We start from the raw sequence: 20,712 nt of genomic DNA, 5'->3' as shown, positions 1-20,712 counted from the left end.
CTTTCCTGTTCTCCAGTGGTTGTCTTTATTTTACTTCTTTTCCACCAGGCTCGCAAGCAGGTAACATACGCAAGCAGCCACCATTGCATTGATAGATGCAATACCAAATGTGACGTAATTGCCTACCAGAGCACCTACCACGACACCTGCAATGGAACCCCAGTTAAAATTCCGCTTTGCAGGTACACCCTCAGCATAATCCGCACGATGCAAGAAGAAATCCAACGCAATCAGTGCGCCAACCGGCGGCAATGTGGCATTCAAAAAATTCAGCCAACCGACAAAATTGTTATAAAGCCACAGCGCAGCCGCCGTTCCAATCACACCTGCAATCAAAACCATCGGCCGTTTGCGAATTTTGGTAATATTGGACAATCCAAGACCCGAAGTATACAGTGCATTATCATTGGTTGTCCAGATATTGGCTCCCAACACGATCAATGCGGGAATTGCAAGGCCCTGGGCAATCATAACATAAAAGATGTCTTCTTTTCCGGTAAATGCCCCACCAACAGCGCCAAATGCGAACATAAGAGTATTTCCAAGCAAAAAGGCCACTACCGTGGTCACAACAGCCACACGATTCGTTTTCGCAAAACGCGTAAAGTTCGGAGTGGCTGTACCACCACTGACAAAAGAACCAATTACCAGTCCAATGCCTCCGAAAATAGTTAAAGAGCCTGCATTTTGATTGAAAATTGCAGCAAGTCCGCCGCCCTCAATCGTTGCTGTGACCATCGAATAGGTACCCAAAATAGCAATCAGCGGTACAGAAACATAGCTCACGACTTCCAAGCCTTTAATTCCAAAATAGGCGGATGCCGTCATGCACACTCCTGCGAGAACCACCAAAATGATTGGGCTGATATTCAAAAGCTCCGCCGCTGGAACCGCAAACATTGCAATACCAACACCAAACCAGCCAATCTGTGTAAAACTGATCAGCGCCGAGGGAAGATAAGAACCCAACTTTCCAAAAGAACGGTGTGCAAGCATGTCCAGAGATAATCCCGTTTCACTGCCGATATAGCCCAACACACCCGTATAGGCTCCCAACAAAATACCACCCAGCAAAATGGACCAAATAAAGCCGGACAAATCCAACCCATTTCCCAGTTTTGCGCCTACACTCATGCTGGCTGAAAAGAAGGTAAAGCCCAGCATGATGAAGAACATCGGAACAAACGTCTTTCGAGCAGAATGCGGCACGCACTCCAGCGAATAGTCATGATCAATCGTCTGCTTATTTTCAGGTGCGCTCATGAAATAATTCCTCCAAATAGTTTGTGTACAGCGGCTGCTGGCCGTAAAAAAGCACGCCCTTCCTAACTCAAAGGAAATGGCGTGCCTCTTTGCACACAGCAATGCAGAACTTTCTGCGTCCAGCTATACCTTATATATCCTATTCGTATCGACCTATTCTGTCAAGTTATTTTACAAAAATCGGCGATGGCTCCAAAAAGGTTCTATAAAATACAGATTTTAAAGAGCATTTTGCCGTATGAGCAATCCGTCCAGTATCACACATGTTTGGATGTTTGCGTTTTTTTCTGTCCGCCTTTTAATAAGATTTGATAACAGACCCAAGAAAGTACAATAAAAAGGCCGGCAGCAATAAAACCAAACCTGTAATTACCAAAACAATCGTAAACAAGTCCCCAGGCCCAAACTCCGACAGAATTTCCCAAAGTTCCAAACAAAGACAACGTCCCCCACAAAGCCACAAAAAGTTCCGCTGTATATACTTCTCTCGCAACCAATGAAGGAGCCATAGAAACGGTAGCACTTCCGGCAGCTAACAGGACCACAGCGGCAACCATTCTCCAAGGGTCATTGCCGCTCAGCAAAAGGACAAATGCAATGACATAAAGCCCCTGTGAAACGCAAAGGCCCAATCTCATACCCATCCGCTCCCATAGCGCACCAAACGTCAGTTTAAAAAAAATCAAAACGACGCCAAAAATTCCTACTACCTGGCCAGAAAGCGTCGATGAAAAGCCTGCATCCATCAAAAAGGCCTGGATGTGTTGGTACACACCGTTGACTGCGCTAAGACAAAACGCCGCCGCGCCTAAGAACCAAAAAGTACCTGTCTTCCAAAATTGCGGAGCTTTGAGTTTCTGTTTTGGTTCTTCTTGCACATCGTATTTTTTTGGCATTAAAATCAGCGCGATGCCAAGCAATACCAGCCAGAGCACTGCTAACCAGCGGTATCCACCCGGCCATCCCCAAATCGAAATAATTTCCGGAATGCTCAAGCCACACAAAACGCTACCCACACCGCTTCCGGAAGCCACAATTCCCATCATCATCTGACGATGATTCGAAAATGCAGTATTAACCAGGACCGTTGTTACAAAGGAGGTGCTGGGCATCAGTACGCAGCCAAGCAACACACTGTTTACATAAAAAGCAGGAAGAGAGTGCGAAAGAGACAACCCACCAAAAAACAGAGTGCCGCCTACAAGCCCAATCGCCACCAACTTACGAGGCCCTATTTTTTTCAAAATTAATCCCAGTACGGGAAACAAAAACAAAGATGGAAGAGAGACCAGAGAGGAACACAGAGCAAAAGCTGCCCTGCTGTATCCCTCCTGCTCAGTGACCGGCACTACAAACCAAGATAATCCACTGGTCCCTAAAGCCATCGCTGTTGTCAGAAGTACGGCATATGCACAATTTCTAACATCTTTTATCCATGCCTTTGACATCTGATTTACCCCTTTTTAAAAGAGCGAGAAGTCCCATGAGGAACGCTAACACAAGGTATCCGACAACACATACTAAGAAAGCATTGCGTCCGCCTTCCAGGCCTAAAAATCCGGTAATTCCTGCAAGAATAAACTTGGATAAAAAGCCTCCGATATTTCCACAGACCGCCAAAATAGATGCTGCAACATTTCTGGCATAGCCCGGAACGGATTGTCCTACATAAACCTGAGCAGCCGGCATATTGATTCCGAATCCGATACCAATCAATATTGCTCCCACAGCCATAACAAAAACATTTCCCGAAATCGCCATCACATAATATCCTGCCGCCAAACTGAGGTAGGACAATCCTAAAAATCCTGTTCCACGATGATTGACGGACTTATATAAGTAACTTCCAGCTACGCCAACCAGTGTCGTCAGAGAAAGCAAAACAGCAGAAACGGTGGAGGTTCCAAATCCGCTTTCCATTACCACACCGGATATCTCCGTTACAGAAACATAAAAAAGCACCATATGCGTAAAGTACAAAACGCACCATTTAAAAGACGGTTTTAAAAGGCTGAACGTTACGGGTGGAGAATCTTTGCTTTTCTCCTGCCGAGGAGGTTCGGGCATAATCTTCGCTACAAGCAACAACACGGGCAAAATCAAAAAGTAAATCATGAACATCGCTTTCCAACCCATGGCTGCGCAAACAACTCCGCCCAACATCTGGAAAACCACCGCACCAATATTGGTCGCAATCGCGTTATAACTGGCTTGACGATAAACGCGCTGACCCTCGAAAGTCGCCATCATCATCGGCATGATCAAAGGAGACAAAATTCCTGTTCCGCAGCCAAACAGACCGCGCCATACCAGCAATAAATAGAAATTTTGTGTAAACGCAGGCGCCACACCGCTAATGAGATTACAAAGCAATCCTCCAATCACCAATGCGCGATAAGAAACATACTTTCCGGCAATCTGACCGCACAAGAGCGTCATAGGTACCGCCAAAAGAGACGGAAGTGTTGTCAGCAATGAAATTAGCGTTGCCGGAACATCCGGATAAGCCTGCCCCATGCTAGCAAGCGCCGGACTTACCGCGCTAGATGCAAGCGTTAAAAAAGAAATTGCTATTAATGCAAATGAAATATTTTTCTGTTTAGTATCCATTCAAACCTCCTATTCCTTATTAAAAGACAATCCCACCGTTTCGCGGTGGGATTGTCTGCGATCTTTAAGATTTTGCTTCCGTTGCACCTGTGCACAGATGACAAGCCACCTTATGGCCGCCACCAATATCCGTTAATGCAGGAATTTCACTTTTGCACTTCTCCGTGGCATAAATGCAACGCGGATGGAACGGACACCCCTTGGGTGCATGGATCGGGCTCGGGACCTCGCCCTCCAGCAAGATACGGTTTCTAGTTTTCTCCACATAATAATCCGTGATGGGAACCGCAGAAAGCAATGCTTTCGTATAAGGATGAACTGGATTGGAATAAATCTCAGCAGCATCCATGATCTCCACAATATGCCCCAAATACATAACGCCGATTGTATCAGCAATATGACGAACTACCGCTAAATCATGTGCAATAAACACATACGTTAAACCCAATTGCTTTTGCAGATTTTTGAACAGGTTAATAACCTGTGCTTGAATGGACACGTCCAAAGCCGAAACAGGCTCGTCGCAAACAATCAGTTCAGGGTCACAAGCCAAAGCACGTGCAATTCCCAAACGCTGCCGCTGTCCACCACTCATTTCATGAGGATACCTTGCTCCCATTTCAGGAAGCATCTCAACCGTCTCCAAAAGCTCATTTACACGTTTTGTAACCTCGGCAGACGAATGATGCTTTCCATCCGCCAAAATGGCCTCACGAATAATCGAACCCGCTGATTGACGCGGATCCAAAGAGCCATACGGATCCTGGAAAATCAACTGAATCTGACGTTGTATCGACCGAAATGCATGTTTTGACATCTTTGTAATGTCTTGGCCCTTATAGAAAATTTTTCCGGCGGTAGGTTTATTAATTCGCAAAATGCACTTACCTGTGGTAGTTTTTCCACAACCAGACTCACCCACAAGGCCAAAAGTCTTTCCCTTTTCTACTTCAAAGCTAACGTTATCTACTGCTTTTACGCTGGAAAGGGTTTTGCCCAACAAACTTTTTTCAGCCGAAAAATACATTTTTAAATTTTCGACTTTCAGCAAAATATCTTTGTCCGCCATTGATCACCCCTCCTTTACGTTCCGGTGGCAAGCGATAAAATGCCCATCCCCACCTACTGGACGCAATTCAGGATGTGCTTTCTTCTTACACTCCTCACAAGCATAACGGCATCTCGGATAAAACGCACAATACTCCGGGATTCTGGCCAAGTTTGGAGGTGTTCCCTCGATGGGAACCAGGTCTTCGTCCTTATTACTGTCCAAACGAGGAACGGAAGCCAGCAAACCCAGCGTATAAGGATGCCGGGGATCTGTCAACAACTGTTCCGTTGTTCCGCTCTCCACAATTCGTCCAGCATACATAACGTAAATCCGATCCGCATAACGTGTGACCAAGCCCAAGTTATGCGTCACAACGATGATAGACGTTCCTTTTTCCTTTACCAATGACAGCAACAGTTCCATAACCTGCGCCTGCGTTGTTACGTCCAGGGCAGTCGTGGGTTCGTCCGCCACGATCAATTTGGAATTGCATGCCACGGCGATTGCGATCATAACACGCTGACGCATACCACCAGACATTTCAAACGGATAGTTTTTCATGCGAGCTTCCGGATCGGGAATTCCCACCGCGGCCAAAGCCTCTACACCACGCTGCCAAGCTTCTTTTTTGCTCATCTTGCTATGACTGCGCAAAACTTCCGTCAACTGATTTCCAACCGTATAAACCGGATTCAAGCTGGTCATTGGTTCCTGGAAGATCATAGAAATACCATTTCCACGAATTTCTTTGATCTCATTTTTAGTAAATTTCATTAAATCCTTGCCATCGAACCACACTTCACCACCCAGAATTTTTCCCGGAGGGCTTTGAATCAGTTGAATAACTGATAACTGTGTGACTGACTTACCGGACCCGGACTCACCAACGACCGCGACGACTTCTTTTTCATTGACATGGAAACTGACATCATTGACGCTTTTTACTTCGCCCTCATCCGTAAAGAATGAAGTGCGCAAATTCTTTACGTCTAGTAAAACCTTTTGCTGTTCCATTACAGTTTCCCCCTCAATCTCGGGTCGAGCGCATCGCGCAACGCATCGCCCACAATGTTAAATGCAATTACTACCAGCATAATGCAAATACCAGGCAAAATTGCTACCAAGGGCTGGTTGAACAGGTATTTGTATCCTTCAGAAACCATAACGCCCCAAGCAGGAGTCGGCGGAATAATGCCAACGCCCAAATAGCTCAGTGTAGATTCCAGCATGATTGCGGAACCAACGTTCATGGTGAAGGTAACGATCAAAGATGCAAGGCAGTTGGGAAGCAGATGTCGGAACATGATGATTCCCTGTTTCTGACCAATCAAATTGGCCGCAGTGATGTAGTCATTCTCACGCAAACTGATGACCAATCCATTGACCATACGAATGTAACTCGGTACGATTGATACACCAATTACCACACTGACACCCAGCAGACTTCCGGATACCATCGTGGACAAAACCATTGTAAAAATCAGGGGCGGGATTGCAAACATTGCATCGGTTAGACGCATGATGATGCTGTTCAGCCAACCACCGAAATAACCAGCAATCAAACCCAGTGTAGAGCCTACCACGGCAGCCCAGATGCTGGACAGCAAACCGGTTACCAAGGACACGCGCGCACCATAAATCAAACGTGTGAGGGTATCGCGCCCTAAACTGTCGGTTCCGAGCAGATGTTCTGCCGACGGTCCTTTCAACATATTCAGCAAATCCTGCTGATAAGGAGTATATTGCGTAAGAACAGGCGCAAAAATCGCACACAACACGAACGCAACAATGATTGCGAAGCAAAGCTTTGTTACCCAGCCACGACTAAAAAATACGCGAAAGAATCGACGCGCACCCGCCAGACGAGAAACTTTTTTCACAGAAGTTGTTGTTGATGCTGTCATCGTGTTTCACCTCCAGGACTTTCGAATGCGCGGATCTACCAAACCGTACAACAGGTCAATGACGAGGTTGCACAGAACAGTAAACACTGAAATCACAAAAACGCATCCCTGCACTACCATGTAGTCGCGTCCATTGATGGCGCTGACAATCAAGGTGCCGATACCAGCAATATTAAATACCTGTTCAACCATCAAGGAGCCGCCAACGATTACACGCACCTGCAGGCCGATGGTAGTAATAACAGGGATGAGCGCATTTTTCAACGCATGTTTATAAATTACGCTGCGGTTAGCCAAACCATTGGCACGCGCAGTACGGATATAGTCTTGGTTAATAACTTCCAGCATATTGGAGCGCGTTTGACGCGCAACCGACGCCAGAAGGCTAAACGACAAAATACAAATCGGCATTACTCCGTAATACAGATATTGCCCAAAATCCTCACTGGGCGCCACATATCCGGAAAGAGGAAGCCATCCCAGCTTCATACCAAATACATAAATTCCTACAATTCCAAGCCAGAACTGAGGCGCACCCAATCCAATCGTACTTAAAAATGTAATCAAGTTATCTACAAATTTGCCGCGGTTTACCGCACTGACAATTCCACACAAAATACCCAAAACACTGGAGAGAATCAACGCCGGAAGACCAATGGAAATCGTACGAGGCAACCGCTCTACCAAACAATCCAGCACCGGGCGGCTATATGCGATCGAATCGCCCAGATTTCCATGCAGCAAATCCTTCATCCAAATAAAATATTGTTCGACTACCGGCCTGTCCAAATAATACCGTTCACGGAAAGTAGCCAAATCCTGTTCCGACGCTTCAGAACCCAGAGCCAAAACTGCGGGGTCGCCCGGTAAAATATGGACCAGCGTAAATGCGATGATCGAAACCAGAAGGATTACGATTGCTGAAATACCCAGGCGCTTCAAAATGTATCGGCTCATAAAATCACCGCCTTTGTTGATTGTTCAAAATTATGCACACTTACTTAAAATCAGGGCACACGCCGCCTCAGGGCAGGCGTGTGCCCTTTTTCAGATCTTCACTTACAAAAAGCTCTCAAAAGGCTCTCAATTAGGCCTCTTTCCACATCTCATGCCAAGATGCATTGTACTGCTGCACTGCATTGTAATCGCCATGCAGTTTGGGGCTGGAAACAGCAGTGGTATAGGTGATTGCGATGGGATACAATTCTACGTTCTCCTGGAACAGGATCTCCACAGCGCGGCTCAAATCCGCAGCCATGGTCTCTGCATCGGAAGTAATAGCCTCGTTGATCTTCGCAACAGACTCCTCGTCGTGCAGGAAGGAACCAGCACCGAAGGTCGCTTCGGGGATCATGTTCGCAGCAATCTGAGAATACTGACCGTTGCTCAGGCCCATCGGGTGGAACAGGATGCCATCCCACTCGCCCAGATAGTTCGCATAGTTCGCAACGTCAACCTGATTCAAGGTAACTGTGATACCAACTTCTGCAAGTTGTGCTTGGATGATCTGGCATACGTTCTTTGCAAAGTCGCCAACCTGGAAGTTGATGGTCAGATCAAATCCGCTGCCGTAACCGGCTTCTTCCAGCAAAGATTTTGCTTTCTCAACATCATAGCCATATCCTTCGATTTCGGTGTACTCACTAGAGGTCGGCAGAGCCCACTGGGTGGAAACAGAACCATACTTGTCACCGCCGAGCAGAGCCTCGCAGATGCTTTCCGCATCAACGGCATAGCAAATCGCCTGACGTACACGCACATCGGTCAAAGGACCGTCGCTCAAGCTGTTGAAGCACAGGGTGTAACCAGTAGCAGGAATAGCCGCGTTGGTCAATACATAACCTTTCTGCTCCAAAGCATCCGCAGTCACGGCGTCACCGGAAAGGTTCATGATGTCCAGATCGCCTACTTCCAGAGCAGCCTGCTGAGTTGCAGTAGAAGCATAAACTTTAAAGTTTACACCATCCAGATACGGAGTGCCCTGCCAGTAATCTTCATATCTCTCAGTGTACACGCCTTCGCCATGTACCCATTTGGTCACTTTGAATGCGCCTGTGCCAACCGGAGCCTCATTGAATCCGTCCGCACCCAGTTCTTCCACGGCTGTCGGGCTGCAGATGTAGCAGGGACGAGCCAAGCCATAGTCAAACAGTGCGTCCCAACTGCTCATATGAACCACAACGGTCTTCTCGTCGACAACTTTAACGCTCTCGACTTTTCCGAAGTAAGAACCGGTCAGAACACCATTCTCTTTGTACCAATCCAGATTCCATTTAACAGCCTCTGCATCCAGAGGAGTTCCATCCTGGAAGGTGATACCGTCTTTTACGACCATCGTGTAGGTCAGAGCTTCCGGATCGCCCTCAAAGGATTCCAACAGATAAGGCTGGGGTTTGCCAGTCTCATCATATTTGAGCAAGGTTTCATAAATGGCCGAGGACAGAACACTCTCGTTCGAGTTGCGGAGCATCCATCCTTGCAGAGTAGTGGGATCATCGGTGATGGGAATATTTACGGTACCGCCAGACACCGGCTCCGTAGCTGTGGTGGCCTGCGCAGTGCTGCTGCTGGAACCAGTTGCGGTGGAAGCAGAAGACGACGTTCCGCCTCCGCACGCCGCCAACGACACGCACATAATCGCAGCAAGAATCAACGCTGTAATTTTTTTCATTCGTTTCTCCTCCATTCAAAATACTTAAATATTCTCATATGCATCCCGCATATGCAAATACCAAACCCGAAAGAACCATTTTATCTCATAGACAAAAGCTCTTTTTGCTCCTCTACAGAAAGCCCGCCCATCGCATGTTTTGTGCTAAAAACAACATTTTTATTTTTGAGATCCTCTTGGCCATATTTAATCATGCCATACAGAGCAGATTTCTCAAATACATGCATGGTCACCAAATTGAATCCAAGTTTTTCCGCATCAGACAGTTCAATCGACGGCTTTCCGTTGATCACAATTACGTCAGGCCACATTTTCCATCCGATGTCTTTCTCCGCTACACGAGTGCCCATCGCCAAATCATTCATGCCACCGCATACAGTCGTCATCGGAGCACCCAATTTCTTAGCCAACACACAACGAAGAATTGCTTCGTCCATTCCGTAAGAAGGGCCTGCCTCGGTACGTGCAATGCATACGCATCCGGTTCCTTCACAAGCAGCCACAGCGGCTTTTATTTTTGCAAGCCATTTCTGACGAGAAATCGTTTTGTATGTCGGATCAACCGTAACCGGATTTACCTCATTGGGATTTGCCTTGTAATACTCCATACGCTCAAAGCCACGGAAACCAGTGCTGTCATCCAGTGTAAATCCAGCCGCACCGGCGCGGATCAAACGCTTGACGTTACGATAGATAACTGCCGGGCTCTCGCCATAACCATCATCAAAATCTACCAAGAGAGGAATATCCACGCAATTGGTGATGGCCTCTACAATGGTGATTACTTCATCCAGCGTTCCGAACGCCATATCCGGCTGTCCGTCCATGCTGTAAGCAATTGCACCGCCGCTGAGCATCATGCAGGGATAACCGCTTTTTTCCGCTGCGCGAGCACTCATGCAATCATACACACAGGGGGCGAAGATTTGCTTGCCGGAGTTGAATAATTCCATTCCTGTCAATTTCTTTTTCATACTCTTCACACCTCCTGATAAGCATCTGCGCCCAATTCGCTAAGATCTTCAAAACGCTTTTCAAGCGGCATCCATTTTTTCCAGTAGCTGAAGATTACGTGATAATCCGTCAAGCTGCCATCGGCTGCACGCAAATATCCATCAAAATCATGCAGATCCGCATAAACGGTATTGCCGTTGGCAAAGTTCTTCACGCCAAAGTCCATATCGCCGAACCATGCTGCCTTTTCCATAAAGGTAATAAAGACCAGGTTATAGCCTAATTCTTTAAGCTTGTCAGCAGTAACCTCCGGCTCATCGTTCGCAACCGTCAAATCGCTCCACAACTTTTCACCGGGAATTTCCTGTGCGAAACGAACTGCATCGCTTTCTATATGCATACAAGCTGCACCCACAAACTCTGCACCAGCTTGACGTGCCAATTTGCAACGTGCAATGGCATCGTCCGGGTCCTGAGAATAGCTGCGTGCCAAAACCATGCAATCCGTATTAGAAGCCGCTTCAACGGCGATTTCAACTTTTCGTGCAAACACTTCTGGACTTACCAAAACAACTTCTTCGCTGTCACTTCCACAACCGAAAGCACGGTCATCCAGCAGCAATGCGGCAGCGCCCGCCTTCACAACACGCTCTAAATCATACGGCATAATTCTCAGGTTATCGCTAAATCCGCTGCGCACTTCTGCAATCAAAGGAATATTGCAGTTGTCTTCTACCATTCTGTACAGCGACCATACCATTTCCGTAGTGCTCAAAGTACCCTCGTCCGGTGTGCCATGTACGGTGTGAGTTAAAGCAGAAGCGCTCAAACGTCCTGCACGGCACCCTAAAACTTCCGCCGCACGAGTGGAAATACCGTCAAACACGTCCGGCACCACGATTTGGCCTTCTTTCAAAACCTCCTGCAATGAAGGGATCTTCATTCGTTTCATCCTCCTATTCTGAACAAAATTCGATATTCAAAATTACATTATTCCGAAAACTCTGACAGTCCCTCAATTGCATATACCCGAACCGGGCAGGAATCCGCACCCACAATGGGTAGCGGCGCATAGGACACAAAGAAAACATCTTTTTTCAGTTGATCCAGATTCTTGAGCACTTCCAAGAACACAATGTTTTCTGCCATCAAAATATCGTGGAAAGGTTTGACGTTCTCCAGGCAATCCTCAATGGAAACACCATCTCCGAAGCCAACACATTTTACCTTCTTGGCTGCAAACCATTTAGCGCTGTCCTCACCCACTACCAAACGGTGATCATCGGGACCATTGGTAGCCGGTGTAAACGGAGCAAGTTTATGAGGGCTGTCCAAAATCACAACGTCGCCCTCTTTGACACGACCGCCAATTGCTTTTTCCAAATCGTCACCAGTGATCTGATGATTCTCCGGCAAATCCAAAACCACATACAGGCCACGGCCCATGAAAGTTGTCAGGGGAAGTTCTGCAACACTGGGCCAATTATCATCGTGATGATAAGGGCACTCACAATGTGTTCCCAAGTGGCTTGTCAAATCCAGTGCCGTATGAAAATCAGGGATGGGACCGCCGGTATTGTAACGGATCAAATGGCATCTTCTGCTCTCTGTTTTCGGATCCAGAACCTTTGTAAGATCTACAATCCTCAATCCATTCATCTCATAACTTGTATTCATCGTTTTGCATCTCCTTTAAAATCTTCCATGGCGTGAACCATTTCCACCATAAACTCATGAGAAGGAGTGGGCACTCCGTTCCTCCGTCCCGCCTTCACAATGCTGCCGCTGATGGTATCAACTTCCGAACGGCGTCCATCGTGCAAATCTGCATAAATCGAAGTATATCCATTGGGAGCATTGCGGCATACCGCCAAAACTTTTTCCAGCTCCTCTTCCGCGTCAAAGCCCATGCCTTCCTTATTGGCCACTTCGGTTGCTTCCGTTACCAACCGCCGGCACAAATAAGTCGCATGCTCGTTCTCGGCAATAAATCCGAGTGGGCACTGCAAAACGCCTGTGAGCGCGCTCGCCGAAACATTTGTAAAAAGTTTACTCCAAATCAGCTTGCGCACATTGTTGTCCACACTGGCTTCCAGCCCCGATGCATTGAAAGCATCCGCAATCGCTTGCAAGCGAGTTGCATCTCCCGTCAAATCACCGATGTACGTATGACCAGCGCCACCGTGGAAAACCTCTCCAAGCGCTTGAACGGAGCTGTTATGCTGTGTCGTGCCGATCACAACGTGCTCCTTGTCAACAAAATTCAAAAGTGTTTCCTCATGGCCTGCACCATTTTGCAAAGTCATCAGATATGTATTCGGCCCAATCAAATGCTGATTGGTTTTGAGCGCTGTATTACTAAACATCGCTTTAACAAATACAATCATAAGTTCCACAGGTTCCAAGCCCGTTGTATCCACAACTGCTTTCGGATGGACAATGTGGGAGGAACCATCTTTCTCATGGATCACTACTCCATCTCGTTGAATCTTATCAACCGCCTGTTGATTTACATCGATCAGGAACACATCGTTGGCCGTGCTAAGCGTTCCGCCGACCAACATCCCCATAGCGCCTGCTCCTAAAACCGCAATTCTCACATCTGTCCCCCCTCACAAGAGTTCTGCACTTACTTTAACGACTACTTTTCTGTAAGCGCTTTCTCTTTCGCGTTTGATTGCCGGACGATGGATTTCTCCCGGGAAGAAAACGATTACATCGCCTTGCTGGGCCGGAATAAACCGTTCGCCTTCGATGTTTTCCGTAAAATACAAATCGTTTTCCACGTCTTCCTGAATCACTTTAACATCACCGCGATTGAGTGCATATCCCATCCACTCATCGCCTTCCTGCCAAAACTGCACATCCGCATATTCTTTGTGAAGTTCGGGGTGCGTATCCTCTATAATTTGCGGTGTTGCGTCAAAAACTTTTGCAAACATCTTTTTCCCTTCAATGGGATATTCCCCGGGTTCCATCTCCATAAAGTTATGGGACTGCAAATATTCAATCGCTCGTTCAACCGCCTTTGGACAAGTCTTTTTTCCGACCGTATCGTAAATGCTTGTTAAAATCACCACTCATGCTCCTCTCGTTTTATTGTCATTACACTCGCTAACTTTTCTTTTATTCAAGCGAAATTTCTCAGCATCATCCAAGTTAGCCGCAATCGATTACAACATCTTACGTCATGATTTTAACAACATCCAGTGGAAAATACAATATTTATTCCGCAATATCTACAAATTCGAGAATTATATTGCTATGTTTTGTGGAAATTGCGCTGTTTTTTTGAAAAATTATACCGGTTTCACTCTTATTTCATTGCAATCGATTTCGCTTTTGTGAAAAAGTCGCCATTCAAAACCGAAAGCGCTTTCTATGAAAGCGATAAAAATATCAAGTCGTATCACGTTCCACCAAATCCGGCAAAAGCATAATCCGCTTAGTTGTAGTCTTTCCCGCAAGGCAATCCAGCAAAGTCCGAGCGGCCAATACACTCGAATCTAGGCGTTTATTGTCCAACGAGGTCAATCTTGGAGTACAAATTTCTGCATATGCAGAATTGTTGATGCCAATGACCGCCACATCGTCCGGAACCGAAATATGTTTTGCCGCTAACGCTTGCAGCCCTCCCGCCGCAAGAAGGTCAACTGCATAGATAATTCCATCTACATCGGGATGTGCATTCAATATCCGCATCGTGGCCTCACTGCCGCCCTCCAAAGAGTTTTCGGTTTCATACACCCATTTTTCTGCATCTACGCCCGCCAAATGCATTTGATTGATGAATCCTTTTTCCTTTAAGGAGTTACTGGGCGTTTTGGGCACATCACACACAAACGCAATTCGACTGCGACCTTTTGATGCCAACAATTGGACGCATTGCTCCACTCCACCTTGTTCATCCGATAGGATTCCATATACATTCGGCAAATTTAACCATCCGTTTACCATAACCACCGGCACATTGGACAAGTGTAGCGCGATTGCTTCCCGAACGGGTTCTGATTGGAAGATCGAGCCCATCATTACTACGCCTTCCACCCGCCTGCGCTGCAAAGTCAGGATCGCTTTCACTTTTTCCTTTTCGTTATTGCCTGTGTTTAAAATAATACAGCAATATCCCATTGCAACCATTTCGCGTTCAATATAATAAGCACCATCTGTATGATGGATATTTCGAATATCCGCTACCATGATTCCAATGGTTTTTGAAGACTGACTGACAAGTCCACGCGCAATCGCATTGGGAGAATAGCTATGTTTCTCCATTAATTTCATGATTCGCTGCCTAGTTTCCGCGTTTACACCTGGCTTATTATTAATAACGCGCGATACGGAGCTCGCAGAAACGCCGGCCTCTTTTGCAATGTCGTAGATTGTCATCTTTCTCCCTCGTTTCAAGGTATACTCTGGTTTCATTTTATCATCTTTTCAATTCATTGCAATAAAATACTGCATTCGATTGCATTTTTTATACACATTGCACAAGATTTGTTGCTCTATTTTTCACCTCAAATCGGTATTTTTATTTGATTTACACGAAAAAATGTGCTATTTTGAAATATACAGGAACTGCAATCGATTCCAAAATGAAATAGGAGGCTTTTCAATGGTTCGTAAAAACGACGAAAAAATTTCCGAGTACAAACCCGCTCCGTTTGACGGTGTAGGCAACATTACCGTCCGTAGCCTTTTGAGCGGGCCGGAAGAACTGTATGAAAAAGGTCGTGTTTTTGCACATACGACCGTCTATCCCGGTTCTGCTATCGGATATCATGTTCACCACAAAGAGTCGGAGACTTACTATATTTTGAGCGGTACTGCAGAGTTCAATGACAATGGTACACTGGTCACAGTAGGCCCTGGCGATGTCACTTTCACAGGCGACGGCGAAGGTCATGGCATCCGTGCTCTGGGCGATGAGCCCGTCGAGATGATCGCTCTCATCTTGTATCGCTAACTCTCTTGGCACAATAAAAAACCGGGTTCCCTTTCGGGAACCCGGTTTTGCTTTGTTGTAAAAATTACAGCTCTGCGAAGTATTTGATGGTGCGGACCATCTGAGAAGTGTAGGAGTTCTCATTGTCGTACCAAGAAACAACCTGAACCTGATAGGTATCATCGTCGATCTTAGTGACCATGGTCTGAGTAGCATCAAACAGAGAGCCATAACGCATACCGATAACGTCAGAAGAAACGATCTGCTCCTCGTTATAGCCAAAGCTCTCAGAAGCAGCAGCCTTCATAGCAGCATTGATAGACTCTTTTGTAACATCTTTGCCCTTGACAACTGCAACCAAAATGGTGGTAGAGCCAGTGGGAACAGGAACACGCTGAGCAGAACCAATCAGTTTGCCGTTCAGCTCAGGAATAACCAAGCCGATCGCTTTAGCAGCGCCAGTGGAGTTCGGAACAATGTTCTGAGCACCAGCACGAGCACGACGCAGATCGCCTTTGCGCTGCGGGCCATCCAGAATCATCTGGTCGCCAGTGTAAGCATGAACTGTTGTCATAATACCGGAAACAACAGGATAAGCTTTGTTCAGCGTATCAGCCATAGGAGCCAGGCAGTTGGTGGTGCAGGAAGCCGCAGAAATAACCTGATCCTCTTTGGTCAGGGTCTTCTCGTTTACGCTGTACACAATGGTCTTCAGGTCGTTGCCAGCCGGAGCGGAGATAACAACCTTTTTAGCGCCAGCCTCAATGTGAGCCATGGATTTTTCTTTGCTGGTGTAGAAACCAGTGCACTCCAAAACTACATCAATGCCCAGTTCGCCCCAAGGACACTCTTTTGCATCTTTAATAGCATAAATCTTAATTTCTTTGCCGTCAACGATGATGGAATCCTCAGTGGATTCAACTGTGTGCTTGTTCTCACCGATTTTGCCAACAAAGCTGCCCTGTGCAGTATCATACTTCAACAGATGGGCCAGCATTTTCGGGCTGGTCAGGTCGTTGATTGCAACAACCTCATAGCCTTCTGCCTCGAACATCTGACGGAAAGCCAGACGACCAATGCGGCCAAAACCATTAATTGCAACTTTAACTGCCATAATGAATACATCCTCCTTATATTTAGGCAAAGCTCGACGCACCCCGCGCCGTTGATTTACCCATAGGTCTGTACCTATTTTACCCTAAATATTTGAGAACTGCAAGTAGATTGACAAAAAGTTAACACAAAATTCCTGAAAATCTTTTCTTCCTGCCGCGTGTATCACTTTACACTTTCCTTCAAATACTCAAACAGCTCAATTGCTGCAAATTTTATTCGATACGGAGAGGTTAAAACCTGTTGTTCTTCCTCGGTATATTGTGTTGTATCATCTGCATCCACTGCCGCCGGTACGCACAAGGGCGGAAACAATACACAAAACCAGTTATGTCCTGCTTGCTCACCAATCTCAATGCGAACCGCATCATATCTCCCGGCAGGAAGAGTAAATTCTTCATACTCTTTCGTAGCAAAATAAATATTTTCCAAACGAACCCTTACCGGATAAGAATACCCCTCTTGCCACACCGTTTTTTGAGCCACTGTACGAATGTTCTCCAGTTCTCTTGTCGCAATTTCAATCGCATCCTCTTTGGATGACGCCGCGCCAAAAAGATCCGCTTGTGCTGCCAAGACCGCATCTCTCACTTTTAATTTCAAAGCTTGATCCTCGTCAGAATCAGAATTCGCCAGAATATGCAGTCTAAGAGTATCCTGTCTTACTTCTTCACAAGCTTCGGCAAATGGAGCGAAAGCAGTAATCAAAATAGCGAGTAAAACACCAATTGCTACTGAGATTTCTGTCACTTTCCAACGTACACATCTATGGTTTTTCATTGTTCCACACTCCTGTTCTGTGTGGAAGTATGGTCGTTTATATGGAAAATATTCCCGCTGCATAATTTGAGAGCAAAAAAAGAGAACCTCATAACAAGGTTCTCTTTTTTGAGTTCTTATTGCAACTGCATTTCCCTAAGGACCGCCGCCATAATCTCTACGCCCATTTTAATTTGCTGCTTTGTAGGGGTCGAAAAATTCATCCGAAAATTCTGACACGGCTGATTTTCATCCACCAAAAATGCATTTCCCGGTACTACCGCGAGCTTTTTATCCAAACATCTTTTCACAAAATCCTGCATCTGAACATTTTCCGGCAAGGTTCCCCAAAGGAACATACCGCCCTCTGGACGTATATAACGAATTTCAGGACACTTTTCATCCAAAAGCTGCATCATCCATTGTGCTTTCTCCCGATAAATTCCGCGAATTTCCTGGATATGCGCCTCCATGTCCATCCGAGTCAAAAGCTCCGCACAAATTCGTTGGGACCAAACATTTGTGTGCACATCGCTTCCCTGCTTTGCAATGACCAGACTTTTCATCAAAGTCTTATCGCAAACACAATATGCAAGACGCATACCAGGACACATAATTTTTGAAAAGCTTGCGGCATAAATTACATTTCCTGTTTCATCCAAGCTTTTAATAGGTGCAATGGCCTGCCCTGCAATACGCAACTCGCCATAGGGGTCATCCTCTAAAACGGGAACACCATATTTTACGCTCAACGCATAGACCGCTTTTCTCTTAGCCTCGCTCATCGTTCTTCCCGTCGGGTTCTGAAAATTGGGAATGCAATAGAAGAAACGTGGCTTAGGTTCAGCCGCAAATACTTTTTCCAGTTCTTCCAGATTCACTCCATCCTCTTCCATGGAGACTCCTACCAGTTTTGTTCCATAACATCGGAATGACAAAAAGGCTCCAAGGAATGCCGGATTTTCCACAGCCACTACATCGCCCTCATTGCAAAGGCACTTTGTCACAAAATCTAAAATTTGCTGACTTCCGGACACGAGAATCAGATCATCGTTTGCTTTAACAACCGAATAGTGTCTATTGGCAAATTTACGAACGGCCTCACGGGCGGCTGGTACACCTTCTGTCACGGAATATTGCAACACCCCAACCGGATCTTGTTCCAACATTTCTGCAGAGAACTGAGCAATCTCCTTTGCAGGGAAAGAATCCGCCGCAGGGTTTCCTCCAGCAAAACTAATCAATTCCGGATCACTCATTTGCTTAAGAATTTCGCGAATAACGGAAGGTTTCATTCCCCTCATGCGATTTGAAATTTGAAAATCCAAGTTCCTTCCTCCTTTAAATTCCTGCGCCATCCGTATGAAATGGAGCATAACTGTGGTCAATGGTCACAACCGTATAGTAGCGTGTTTCTTCATCCGCAACAAGTTGCTGAATCTTTTGGCGCAGCACCTGATCCGAATATGTAAAACCATGCGGAACTACCACATCAAAAATCAAATTTGTATGGCTTCTCCCTTGCACCATGCGGAAGTCATGAATCGAAAGCTCTGGAGAAATCGATTTGATTTTCTCTGCCATCCAATTGCGCATAGTTCCTACCGCTTCATCCCCTGTCACAATGGGATCAAAATGAATCACCAAATGGATATTATCCTGCTCATGAAAATCCCGCTCAATATTGTCAATAATATCGTGACTTTTCATCACATCCTCTTTGGCGTCCATTTCCACATGTACACTGGCAAAACACCGACCTGGACCGTAGTCATGGATCATCAAATCATGCGTACCCAATACTCCATCATAACTCAACACTTTGCGGGCGATATAAGCCGTCAGTTCTTCACTGGGTGCCTCTCCCAAAAGGGGATTCAGCGTATCGCGCAGCACTCCCAGACCGCTGAAAAAGATAAATACAGCTACCGCCAATCCCATCCATCCGTCCAAGGACAGATTGGTGAAATGTGCCAAAAGAGCTGCGACCAATACAGCACTCGTACTGATCACATCGTTTCGACTATCTGCTGCAGTGGCCTCCAAGGTAGAAGACCCGATTTTCCGGCCGATGGTACGATTAAACAGAGACATCCAAAGTTTGACCGCTATGGACAAGAGCAAAACAAACACTGTCAGCCAACTGAATACTACCGGTGTAGGATGAATAATTTTATCTATACTGCTTCTGGCCAGTTCCACTCCGATTACAAGAATCATTACGGATACACACAGACCTGCCAAATATTCAATTCGCGCATGTCCATAAGGATGTTCTTCATCCGCAGGACGGCTCGAAAGTTTAAAACCCAGCAAGGTGATAATGCTAGACGACGCGTCGGAAAGATTGTTTACTGCGTCTGCAGTAATTGAAATACTTCCAAAAATTGTACCCACTAGAAGCTTCGAGACACACAAAAATGCATTACACACGATGCCGACCACACCCGCCAAATTGCCAAAGGCCGTGCGGACGGCCACATCTTGCGTATTCTCTGGATCTCGGATAAAGTGCTTGACTAAAAATTCCGTCATACTTGTAAGCCCCTCTTTTACGATCTGCCATGAAATAGCATTTCTATCATTATATGGCGCACCCAAAGAAAGTGCAAGCGCCATTGTACTTTGCGAGAATTATCTTGTATAATAAAAGCAATTGATATTTGTCCATTAAAAGGAAAGAGGAACTATGGAAAACGGCAAAGTAATCGCACTTTTAATTGATGCAGAAAATGTCTCTCCCAAGTATATCAAAACAATTATCGACGAAGTGAGTATGTATGGCACTCCAGCCTATAAGCGAATTTATGGTGACTGGACTGCTTCGGATATGGCCAGTTGGAAAAAAGTGTTGTTAGAACATAATCTGACACCTATCCAGCAATTCAGTTATACCCAAGGGAAAAACGCTTCGGACTCTGCCATGATCATTGACGCCATGGATATTCTCTACGGAAAAAATGTTGATGGGTTTTGCTTGGTCAGTTCGGACTCAGATTTTACGCGTCTGGCAACCCGACTGCGCGAAAGCCGAATGTTTGTAATTGGCATGGGCGAAAACAAAACACCCACAGCGTTCAAATCGGCATGTGACACATTCAAATATTTGGATGTACTGATGGGGATGAAAAAGAACGAAACGAGCATTCCACCAGAATCGGAGAAAAAGGCACAATCCAAGGCATCCAAGAAACAACCGCGTACCGCGCGCAAAAAGGAGTCTGAGCCACTTCGTGATAAAGAGCCCGAAACCATCTGTTCTCCTGCCGAACCGCATCATGACGAAGAACTTGCTGCAGCCTTTGTTCCATTGGATATGATCGTAGAAAAAATCCGGGAAATTATTGATTTCGACTCCGATGAAGACGGATACATGCCACTTTCTCAGGTCGGAGTCATGCTGGGACGCCTCTACGCTGATTTTGACTCTCGCAACTATGGT

At 46.1% G+C, this 20,712-nt stretch carries 20 protein-coding genes; 2 read left to right on the top strand and 18 right to left on the bottom strand.

Features of this window, described 5'->3' with window-relative positions:
* Positions 1–30: 30 nt before the first annotated feature.
* The 14 genes from codB to AB5H98_RS02480 all read right to left on the bottom strand — a co-directional run bounded on the left by codB (position 31) and on the right by AB5H98_RS02480 (position 14,842).
* On the bottom strand, positions 31–1,263 hold the full coding sequence (codB, locus tag AB5H98_RS02545; RefSeq protein WP_367924347.1) for a cytosine permease: 1,233 nt from the start codon (positions 1,261–1,263) through the stop codon (positions 31–33).
* Between the two features lie 257 nt (positions 1,264–1,520).
* Positions 1,521–2,711 carry an MFS transporter gene (locus AB5H98_RS02540; protein WP_367924346.1) on the bottom strand — a complete coding sequence of 397 codons (1,191 nt, stop codon included), beginning with the start codon at positions 2,709–2,711 and terminating at the stop codon, positions 1,521–1,523.
* On the bottom strand, positions 2,683–3,873 hold the full coding sequence (locus AB5H98_RS02535) for an MFS transporter (protein WP_367924345.1): 1,191 nt from the start codon (positions 3,871–3,873) through the stop codon (positions 2,683–2,685). Before AB5H98_RS02535 ends, AB5H98_RS02540 begins: the two co-directional genes overlap by 29 nt.
* 64 nt (positions 3,874–3,937) lie before the next feature.
* Positions 3,938–4,942, bottom strand: a complete 1,005-nt coding sequence (locus tag AB5H98_RS02530; protein WP_367924344.1) for an ABC transporter ATP-binding protein — start codon at positions 4,940–4,942, stop codon at positions 3,938–3,940.
* A gap of 3 nt (positions 4,943–4,945) precedes the next feature.
* Complete coding sequence (locus AB5H98_RS02525) at positions 4,946–5,938, bottom strand: ABC transporter ATP-binding protein (RefSeq protein WP_367924343.1); 993 nt, start codon at positions 5,936–5,938, stop codon at positions 4,946–4,948.
* Positions 5,938–6,828 (bottom strand): ABC transporter permease, encoded by an 891-nt coding sequence (locus AB5H98_RS02520; RefSeq protein WP_367924342.1) that lies wholly within the window; start codon positions 6,826–6,828, stop codon positions 5,938–5,940. Before AB5H98_RS02520 ends, AB5H98_RS02525 begins: the two co-directional genes overlap by 1 nt.
* Positions 6,829–6,834: 6 nt before the next feature.
* Entirely contained in the window at positions 6,835–7,785 is a 951-nt protein-coding gene (locus tag AB5H98_RS02515; protein WP_367924341.1) for an ABC transporter permease, read from the bottom strand.
* A gap of 130 nt (positions 7,786–7,915) precedes the next feature.
* Complete coding sequence (locus AB5H98_RS02510) at positions 7,916–9,499, bottom strand: ABC transporter substrate-binding protein (RefSeq protein WP_367924340.1); 1,584 nt, start codon at positions 9,497–9,499, stop codon at positions 7,916–7,918.
* A gap of 80 nt (positions 9,500–9,579) precedes the next feature.
* Positions 9,580–10,473, bottom strand: a complete 894-nt coding sequence (locus AB5H98_RS02505) for an oxaloacetate decarboxylase (protein ID WP_367924339.1) — start codon at positions 10,471–10,473, stop codon at positions 9,580–9,582.
* A 5-nt stretch (positions 10,474–10,478) separates the two neighbouring features.
* Positions 10,479–11,396: an isocitrate lyase/phosphoenolpyruvate mutase family protein gene (locus AB5H98_RS02500; RefSeq protein ID WP_367924338.1), complete on the bottom strand. Its 918-nt coding sequence runs from the start codon at positions 11,394–11,396 to the stop codon at positions 10,479–10,481.
* A 47-nt stretch (positions 11,397–11,443) separates the two neighbouring features.
* Positions 11,444–12,130 carry a cyclase family protein gene (locus tag AB5H98_RS02495; protein ID WP_367924337.1) on the bottom strand — a complete coding sequence of 229 codons (687 nt, stop codon included), beginning with the start codon at positions 12,128–12,130 and terminating at the stop codon, positions 11,444–11,446.
* Positions 12,127–13,053 (bottom strand): ketopantoate reductase family protein, encoded by a 927-nt coding sequence (locus AB5H98_RS02490; RefSeq protein ID WP_367924336.1) that lies wholly within the window; start codon positions 13,051–13,053, stop codon positions 12,127–12,129. Before AB5H98_RS02490 ends, AB5H98_RS02495 begins: the two co-directional genes overlap by 4 nt.
* A gap of 12 nt (positions 13,054–13,065) precedes the next feature.
* The gene (locus AB5H98_RS02485) at positions 13,066–13,530 is read right to left on the bottom strand and encodes a YhcH/YjgK/YiaL family protein (RefSeq protein WP_367924335.1); all 465 of its coding nucleotides are present in this window, start codon (positions 13,528–13,530) and stop codon (positions 13,066–13,068) included.
* Positions 13,531–13,852: 322 nt separating this feature from the next.
* Positions 13,853–14,842: a LacI family DNA-binding transcriptional regulator gene (locus tag AB5H98_RS02480; RefSeq protein ID WP_367924334.1), complete on the bottom strand. Its 990-nt coding sequence runs from the start codon at positions 14,840–14,842 to the stop codon at positions 13,853–13,855.
* A 226-nt stretch (positions 14,843–15,068) separates the two neighbouring features.
* Here AB5H98_RS02480 and AB5H98_RS02475 point away from each other — a divergent pair, with 226 nt between their 5' ends.
* Positions 15,069–15,419 carry a cupin domain-containing protein gene (locus AB5H98_RS02475; protein WP_367924333.1) on the top strand — a complete coding sequence of 117 codons (351 nt, stop codon included), beginning with the start codon at positions 15,069–15,071 and terminating at the stop codon, positions 15,417–15,419.
* A gap of 64 nt (positions 15,420–15,483) precedes the next feature.
* Here the strand turns inward: AB5H98_RS02475 and gap are convergent, their stop codons facing one another.
* The 4 genes from gap to AB5H98_RS02455 form a co-directional block, all read right to left on the bottom strand.
* Positions 15,484–16,512 carry a type I glyceraldehyde-3-phosphate dehydrogenase gene (gene gap, locus AB5H98_RS02470; protein ID WP_367924332.1) on the bottom strand — a complete coding sequence of 343 codons (1,029 nt, stop codon included), beginning with the start codon at positions 16,510–16,512 and terminating at the stop codon, positions 15,484–15,486.
* A 164-nt stretch (positions 16,513–16,676) separates the two neighbouring features.
* A complete protein-coding gene (locus AB5H98_RS02465) occupies positions 16,677–17,291 on the bottom strand; it encodes a stage II sporulation protein R (protein ID WP_367924331.1) in 615 nt (204 codons plus the stop codon).
* Positions 17,292–17,407: 116 nt separating this feature from the next.
* Positions 17,408–18,598, bottom strand: coding sequence for a PLP-dependent aminotransferase family protein (locus AB5H98_RS02460; protein WP_367924330.1), 1,191 nt, complete (start codon positions 18,596–18,598; stop codon positions 17,408–17,410).
* Positions 18,599–18,611: 13 nt separating this feature from the next.
* Positions 18,612–19,805: a cation diffusion facilitator family transporter gene (locus AB5H98_RS02455; RefSeq protein WP_367924329.1), complete on the bottom strand. Its 1,194-nt coding sequence runs from the start codon at positions 19,803–19,805 to the stop codon at positions 18,612–18,614.
* A gap of 154 nt (positions 19,806–19,959) precedes the next feature.
* Between AB5H98_RS02455 and AB5H98_RS02450 the strand changes: the two genes are divergently transcribed.
* Positions 19,960–20,712, top strand: a 753-nt coding sequence (locus AB5H98_RS02450) for an NYN domain-containing protein (RefSeq protein WP_367924328.1), incomplete at its 3' end; no start/stop codon positions are given.

The sequence above is a fragment of the uncultured Ruthenibacterium sp. genome (assembly GCF_963558415.1).
Lineage (GTDB): Bacteria > Bacillota > Clostridia > Oscillospirales > Ruminococcaceae > Ruthenibacterium.
The sequence above is the reverse complement of the archived record's forward strand: the minus strand, read 5'-3'. Positions and strand labels throughout refer to the sequence as shown.

Bases quoted from the DNA above. Each gene is read 5' to 3' on its own strand.
- AB5H98_RS02540 (WP_367924346.1), bottom strand. From the start codon at position 2,711: ATGTCAAAGGCATGGATAAAAGATGTTAGAAATTGTGCATATGCCGTA.
- AB5H98_RS02525 (WP_367924343.1), bottom strand. From the start codon at position 5,938: ATGGAACAGCAAAAGGTTTTACTAGACGTAAAGAATTTGCGCACTTCA.
- AB5H98_RS02455 (WP_367924329.1), bottom strand. From the start codon at position 19,805: ATGACGGAATTTTTAGTCAAGCACTTTATCCGAGATCCAGAGAATACG.
- AB5H98_RS02500 (WP_367924338.1), bottom strand. From the start codon at position 11,396: ATGAAGATCCCTTCATTGCAGGAGGTTTTGAAAGAAGGCCAAATCGTG.
- AB5H98_RS02465 (WP_367924331.1), bottom strand. From the start codon at position 17,291: ATGAAAAACCATAGATGTGTACGTTGGAAAGTGACAGAAATCTCAGTA.
- AB5H98_RS02475 (WP_367924333.1), top strand. From the start codon at position 15,069: ATGGTTCGTAAAAACGACGAAAAAATTTCCGAGTACAAACCCGCTCCG.
- codB (WP_367924347.1), bottom strand. From the start codon at position 1,263: ATGAGCGCACCTGAAAATAAGCAGACGATTGATCATGACTATTCGCTG.
- AB5H98_RS02505 (WP_367924339.1), bottom strand. From the start codon at position 10,473: ATGAAAAAGAAATTGACAGGAATGGAATTATTCAACTCCGGCAAGCAA.
- gap (WP_367924332.1), bottom strand. From the start codon at position 16,512: ATGGCAGTTAAAGTTGCAATTAATGGTTTTGGCCGCATTGGTCGTCTG.
- AB5H98_RS02515 (WP_367924341.1), bottom strand. From the start codon at position 7,785: ATGAGCCGATACATTTTGAAGCGCCTGGGTATTTCAGCAATCGTAATC.
- AB5H98_RS02530 (WP_367924344.1), bottom strand. From the start codon at position 4,942: ATGGCGGACAAAGATATTTTGCTGAAAGTCGAAAATTTAAAAATGTAT.
- AB5H98_RS02535 (WP_367924345.1), bottom strand. From the start codon at position 3,873: ATGGATACTAAACAGAAAAATATTTCATTTGCATTAATAGCAATTTCT.
- AB5H98_RS02510 (WP_367924340.1), bottom strand. From the start codon at position 9,499: ATGAAAAAAATTACAGCGTTGATTCTTGCTGCGATTATGTGCGTGTCG.
- AB5H98_RS02480 (WP_367924334.1), bottom strand. From the start codon at position 14,842: ATGACAATCTACGACATTGCAAAAGAGGCCGGCGTTTCTGCGAGCTCC.
- AB5H98_RS02495 (WP_367924337.1), bottom strand. From the start codon at position 12,130: ATGAATACAAGTTATGAGATGAATGGATTGAGGATTGTAGATCTTACA.
- AB5H98_RS02520 (WP_367924342.1), bottom strand. From the start codon at position 6,828: ATGACAGCATCAACAACAACTTCTGTGAAAAAAGTTTCTCGTCTGGCG.